The organism is Methylobacterium sp. B1 (assembly GCF_000333255.1).
Taxonomy (GTDB): Bacteria; Pseudomonadota; Alphaproteobacteria; order Rhizobiales; family Beijerinckiaceae; genus Methylobacterium; species Methylobacterium fujisawaense.
The window spans coordinates 1-6,552 of record NZ_BACT01000599.1 but is presented as its reverse complement, the minus strand read 5'-3'; the positions used below and the strand labels follow the sequence as shown (position 1 = coordinate 6,552).

Annotated in this window: 5 protein-coding genes; 1 reads left to right on the top strand and 4 read right to left on the bottom strand. The window is 66.5% G+C overall.

What is annotated here, in order from left to right:
* The coding region (locus I53_RS17610) for a DDE-type integrase/transposase/recombinase (RefSeq protein WP_043352989.1) at positions 1 to 641 on the top strand (641 nt) is incomplete at its 5' end.
* A gap of 412 nt (positions 642 to 1,053) precedes the next feature.
* On the opposite strand, the gene I53_RS17600 is transcribed toward I53_RS17610, so the two are convergent.
* The 4 genes from I53_RS17600 to I53_RS17585 all read right to left on the bottom strand — a co-directional run.
* Positions 1,054 to 3,345 (bottom strand): hypothetical protein, encoded by a 2,292-nt coding sequence (locus I53_RS17600; protein WP_043352986.1) that lies wholly within the window; start codon positions 3,343 to 3,345, stop codon positions 1,054 to 1,056.
* Between the two features lie 108 nt (positions 3,346 to 3,453).
* Positions 3,454 to 4,533, bottom strand: a complete 1,080-nt coding sequence (locus I53_RS30495; protein ID WP_051044864.1) for a hypothetical protein — start codon at positions 4,531 to 4,533, stop codon at positions 3,454 to 3,456.
* 28 nt (positions 4,534 to 4,561) lie between these two features.
* Entirely contained in the window at positions 4,562 to 5,926 is a 1,365-nt protein-coding gene (locus tag I53_RS17590) for a trypsin-like peptidase domain-containing protein (RefSeq protein WP_043352984.1), read from the bottom strand.
* On the bottom strand, positions 5,908 to 6,552 hold a 645-nt coding region (locus tag I53_RS17585; protein ID WP_043352983.1), incomplete at its 5' end, for a S8 family serine peptidase. The genes I53_RS17585 and I53_RS17590, both read right to left, overlap by 19 nt.

Here is a 6,552-nt window from a genome sequence, read left to right as displayed (position 1 = left end):
GATCCACCAGCCCGGCCTACATCGTGATCAAAGCCGCCAACGAGTTCCGCGACAAGACCACCGCGCCAAACCAGCTTTGGCAGACGGACTTCACCTACCTGAAGGTGGTTGGCTGGGGCTGGTACTACCTCTCGACGGTGCTTGATGACTTCTCGCGCTACATCGTGGCGTGGAAGCTGTGCGCGACGATGCAGGTCGGCGACGTCACCGCCACGCTCGACCTCGCGCTGGCGGCGGCCGGGCTCGATCATGTGCAGGTGGCGCATCGGCCGCGGCTGCTCTCCGACAACGGGCCGAGCTACGTCGCGGGTGATCTGGCCGACTGGCTCGGCAGCCGGGGCATGACCCATATCCGCGGCGCGCCCCGCCATCCTCAAACGCAGGGCAAGATCGAGCGCTGGCACCAGACGCTCAAGAACCGCATCCTGCTCGAACACGCCTACCTGCCCGGCGAACTGGAGGCGCGGGTTGCCGCCTTCGTCGAGCATTACAACCACGCTCGGGCTCACGAGAGCCTGGACAACCTCACTCCCGCCGACGTCTACTTCGGCCGCGGCGAGGCCATCCTGCAGGAGCGGGCGCGGATCAAGCGCCAGACCCTCATCGATCGCCGCTTGCGCCACCACGCGCAGGCTGCCTAACCTCTCAACCCAGAAGGACCAGAGCCTCCGTTCCTGAGCGCCTCAAGTCGTCTCAAATCATCTGACGACGGACACTACGACGGCGAACCGTGCCTCGACGCCTTCGTCGAAGGCGAAAAGGCATGTGCGTTGGCCGGACGCGTCGGCGTCCCTCGGACAGGCGATCCCGCTCACGGATCGCCGCGTCTTGTTTCGCTCGGTCTCGAAGTCGAACCCGGCGCCGCTGCTCCAGACGGATCCTTTAGGCGCCACGGGCGGCAACTCCGCCGTAGACGCATCTTTCGCCGACACCGATGTGGCGACCACCATCAGGGCGATCGCCAGACGGAGCGTGGCCGGGGCGGCGTTCCTGGTGCCTGAGACCGCTCCGGAGACCGCACGAGGATTCTGTCGGGACATTCGCATCATAGCCTCACTGTCCACGGGAGGACGCAGGGGCGGGCCGTGCCCCGACTTTGATGGCCATCAGCGTCTGCAGGGTGACATCGGCGCTGAAGCCCCACATGAACCCGGCGAAGGCGTCCTTCCAGCTCGCGAAGTCGCTCTCGAGCACGAAGTAACCGGAGAACGTGATGAGGACCCCGAGGATGGCGGTCTGTAGATGTTGAAGACCCTCGCCGCGCGCGCGCCAGACCGCGGCCGACATGCCGGCGACGCTAGGTCGTAGGGTCACGTCGACGGACAGCGTCACGGGCGCTTCGCCGCTGTTCACGATCTCCGCGGAGATCGTGGCGATCCCGGACTTTGCGAAGGTCCGGAGCAAGGTGAGCGCTCCGTGCGCGACGATCCGACCGTCGACGCGCCAAGTGACGCATGGATCCCCCGTCGCGGCTCGGGTCTGGACAAGCTGCCAGCGGCCTGTCTCGCCGACCGTGACGGTGTCCGGCCCGGCGATCTCCCAGGCCAGGGGCAGCGGCAGCCCCGGCGGAACTGACGACTGGGTGATCGCATCGGTGGCCGCTGCGGCCGGATGGGCGCCGGCCTGCTCTGTTGCCTCGGCGACTTCGGCCGCCTTACGGGCCTCGATGGTGGCTTGGCGTAGCTCGGGACCGACAGCCGCACTTTCGCGCGTGGCGCTAACCATATCGACGAGTTTGTCTTCGGCCGCCCGGAGAGCCTTTCCAGTGACTGGGTCGATCGGGCTTTCAGCGATGCTCCGGATTTCGTTCTGGATGGCTGGAAGCCAGTGGTTCTTCAGTGTCGCCGTCATGCGGTCTGCGAGGCGCGATGCCTGAACGACGACTTCGAGCCACTCCCCCGGGTCCGAAGGGTCCTTGAGGCTCAACTCGTTGGCTAGGTCTGCAACGGATTTGAGCGTCTCACCCACTGCCGGAGGCCGGGGCCACGCATTCTGGAGATCGGACAGGCTCCGCTTGGTTTCGGACACCCAGGTGATGATGTCCTTCCCACCTTTTGCGATGGCGCTTGCATAAGCCTTTTCCTCCCCCTCCGAGTTGCTGACGAGCGTCTGATCGACGAGCGCGAGACGTCGCGTCAGCGCGTCCGAGATGGTCGCGAGGCTCCCGCCGACCCCGGGGACCCGCGTGGTCAGGTCGCGGATGGCCCCGAGGCGGGCCGTCAGCTTCTGGCGTTCTTCCTGTTCGCGCGCCTTGTAGCCTGCCTCGCCTGCCGCGATCGCGGCGGCGGCGGACTCCGTCAGCTTCTTGACTCGGTCCGGATCAGTCTCGTGCCCGATCGCCGCCTCCAGGTTTTCGAGTTCCGTGCGACAGGTCGCGCGAAGCTTTTCGTCGCGGATCGACCCGGCAAGTAGCCGCACCTGTGCCGCGAGGTCCGCGGCCTCCGCGTTCGCCTCGGCGCGCCGGATCCGGAGCGCGAGCTCGCCGCGCACTAGGTAGCCGACGAGGATTCCAAGTGCGATGGCGGTGATGAGCACCCATCCGGCTACCTTGCTCACGATGGTGATGGTCTTGGTCAACTCAGGGGTCGCGGCTTGATCGGAGCGTATCCGGACCGTCGCCGTCCACGTGCCTATGGGAAGGTCGGCCGCACCTGGTAGCCGCAGTGTCTGGATACCGCTCTGCGCCAGCGTCGCGCCTGCGAGCGCGGCGTTGATCGGGATGGTCGGCCCTGTGCCGGCGAGTTGCGCCGTGACGGACTGGAGACTCAGCTGGCCGCCGCTCCTGCCACCGGTCTCGCGTAACGTCGCGGAAGCAGGTCCGACGGGGGACGGGAACGATACGACAAGCCTCGGATCGTCCAAGGCGATCTCCGCGGCGTCGCGCGTCAGCTTGAACGTCTCACTCTGGCAATCGGCGCACGGCGCGTTCCCGCCCGCCGGGTCTGCCTGTGGCACGCTGTTGAGCCAGAGGAGCACGGTGATGTCGTAGCGACCAGCCGGCAGCACCTTGTTGCCGTCAGCTGCCGTGATTTGCAGGGAGTGGAGCCGCTCAAGCCCCGAGGGCGCAAGGATGCTGGCCGTGAAGACGGGCAGGTTGGACGTGTTGCCGTCGCGGCTTGTCACGATCACCTGGGCTTCGAGGGCCCCTGGATCTGTGCCGTTGGCGGCGAGGAACGGAAACCGCACGGCTTTGACCGCGAGCGCGTCGGGCTCCAGCGGGAAACTCATCTCCTTGCCTGACACAAAATTGACCAGGGTCCTGCCCGCCGCCCGCGCGGCCGGCGCGTCGAACGCGAGTGCGCAAAGCAGCAGGGTCAGGGCGAGCGATCCGCCACGGGCGAGCATCGAGATCCACTCAGGTGTTGTCGGTCGGTCGGAGCGAGGGGCTGCTTCCCCCGCCTGTCTTCCCATCGACCGAACCGAGGGGCGGCGCGCCGATGGACCGCGCCGCACTCATAGTCCCAGGGGCGGCGCGCCGAACTTGACCTTCTCGAAGCGCCGTTCCGCGATGAGCTTGCCGACCGCCTCGCGGACGGTGTCGCGCCGACTCCCAAATTCTCCAGTGGTGTCGATCGCGCCGAGGGCGTCGAGCTGTTCCTGGAAAGTGTCCTGGCCCAGCGCGGCCTGCATCAGCGCCTTCGTGCCGCGGCCCTGATGGACGATGTCAGACACCCAGATCGCGAGTTCAGGCCGCCGGCCCATCAGGCCGAGCGTGGTCGCCCATCGCTTGACCTTCCTCTTCATGATGGCGATCGATACCTGGGTCGTCGTCGCCAGCATCTCCGGGTCCTCGGATGCCCAGGCGATGAATTTCGCCGCGGTCACTGCCTCCTGCTCATCGAAACGGGTCGAAGAGGGATTGAGGTACCGCATGAAGGCGACGAGCTGCTTCTCCGTACCCCTACCGACCGGGACGGTCTCGGTCGTCTCCAGCGAGATGGCGCCGGTCGCCGTCCGCTGCGTCAGCCGACCGTCATCGTCCAATCCGAGGTCGGGGAAGAACGTGGGCGCGGAGTTGAGCTTCACGAGTTCCCGCATCAGGAGGATGAGGTTGTCGTCGGGGGTGTGGGCGGCGAGTTGATAGAAGCCCCAGGTGAATTGGGCGCGGTCCCAGGCATTTATGACGATTTCCTGCCCGCCGCTCTCGGCCAGTGCCGACGGCCAAATGAAATGGGCCCACTCACCGAATCGTTCGGCTGCCTTCTGCCGGTCGTAGATGATCGCGTCCGAGCGCCGCGACAGCCCGCGCCGGGATCCATACACCGCGATGCGACCGACGTAGAATGCCTGACCCGAGCGGGAATCGGTGGCGGAAAACTTCGTCCCCGGTGCCTGGGGCTCGTTGCCTGGCTTGATCGTGAACGTCGCGGCGACGGACCGCGCGCCGGCCCCGGGTCCGCCTTCGGCATCCGCGGAAGGCGGGGTCGGCAAGGCCTCGTCGTCGGGTGCGATCTCGGATAGGGGAAGGGCACGCAGCAGGTCATCCGGCGGCACGTCCATCGGGTCGACGGGCGGTTCATCGACTTCGGGCATGGGACGACTCCTTGGCGGTGCGGGCCGATCAGCGTCGGCGCAGGAAGAGTTCAAACAGCGTGGAGCAACCCAGGAACGTTGCGAAAGCTGAGAGGGCGAGGACGAGGATCGGCTGAAGGATCGGATAGAAGGTCACGGCCCGGTCGGAACCGTCACCGTTGGCTGCGATTCGATACGCGTCGTTGAAATACTGGTCACCGATTCGACCGACGCTCGGCACGCTGACGACGTGAAAGAGGTCCGCGCCAGGACGCGGGCAATGTCCTGAGCAGGCGCCAAGCTGGGCGAAGCGTTCGGCAGCGACGAGGACAGTATAGCCGCCCGTATGGAATTCTCGGAGCGCGTCGCCCAATGCCCACAGCGGCAGGCCCAGCAGGAACAGGAGCGTCGCGGCCGCGCCGATGCGGGTGTTGAACAGCGACTCGGACGGCAGGCGCACGAAGAGTGCGGGCAGGCGTTGCTCCCACGGACGGAACCTGAACGAGCGGGCGTGATCGCGCATGAGGCGCAGCGGAAGCCAAGCCAGACATGCTCCCCCCGTAACCGCGACGACCGCTGTGATGATGCGGCTCCCACCGGCATACGGAAGAAGGGCGAGCATCCGGCCGGAATGCAACGCGAGCAGGTGGGCAAGCATGAATGCGAAAAGGATGATGGCGGAGATCGCGTAAAGGCGCTGGCTCGCCGCCGACACCAGGCGCTGCTCGGCCGGTACCGCTGGGATCGCCGCCCGGATGGCGGCGACGGGTTGGGCATATGCCGTGCGCCGTTCGACCGTGAGCGCGGCGCCATCGAAAGCGGTCTGTCCATCCGGTAGGGAGGCGACGGCGACCAGCATCGCGACAACGGCGCGTTCGGATCTGCTCCAGACCGCCGCGCCACTGAAGCCCTTAACGGCATAGACGCCGATGTCGCGCATGCCGATGATCTGCCACCAGCCTCCGGCGACCGGCCCCGTCAGCGCCGCCTCGACGTGGCCGCCGAGCATCTGCCGTTCGGTCATGCCGAAGACAGTGAGCACCCCGTCGAGCCGGGTAGGGTCGGTCAATTCAGCGAGCACCGCGATCCCGGCCTCGGCAGGCGCGTCCTCGATAAGTTCCAGCAGGGCGCTGTCGGGATTGCCGAGACCCGGTGCGCCCCAGGCGTGAACGGTTGCCATCCGCCGCTGATCCGCGGCGAAAGGAAATGACACGACGATGCGCGCTTCCGGGTCGGGCTGCGACGCGTCGGTGAGGGCCCGACCGTCGATGGCCCCATTCACGACATGGCTGCAGGTGACGACCAGACGCGGCGTCACGAGGATGCCCATGCCACTGTGGTGGCCATCGCCCGTCTGGATCCGGGCGATGCCGTCGACCGCGCCGAGCGCCGACCTCACGATGGCTGGACCCATTGCACGAGACCGGTCCCAATATCGCGCTTCGTTCCGATAAGGGGTTTCGCGGTCTTCCGGATCTGGGCCTCGAGGGCGTTTGCGCTGAAGGCGTTCTCGCTGATCATCTTGTCGGCGAAGAGCGCCGCCACTCCCGCCACGTGGGGAGCGGCCATGCTGGTTCCGCTGTCGTAGCGCAGCCCGCCGCCGCTTGCCGCGGACAGGATCCCGACGCCCGGCGCCGCGATGTCGACATCGTCGTTTGAGAACGGGGCCACGGAGAGTGACGGGTCTACGGCGGCGACGGAGAAGAATCTTTCGCCCGCCGCCGGAGGGGCGGTCGTGATCACGTAGTCGGGACGAAGACTCTCGTTGCCGGCTGCCGCAACCACGAAACTGCCGGCGAAACCGCGATCATCGACGGAGAGCAGCATCGAGAGACGGTCGAACAATCGAACGTTCAAACGATACCCGGCGAGAGCGATGCTGGTCGCTTTCGGGTCCGGGAAGCCCTTCGTTTCAACCAAATACTGACGGTACCCGACAAAATCGACACCGAGCGACATGTTGATGACATGCGCGCCTTTCGACAGGGCCCAGTACATCGCCTGCAGAATCTTATCCGTCGTGCAGGTTTCATTCTTCGC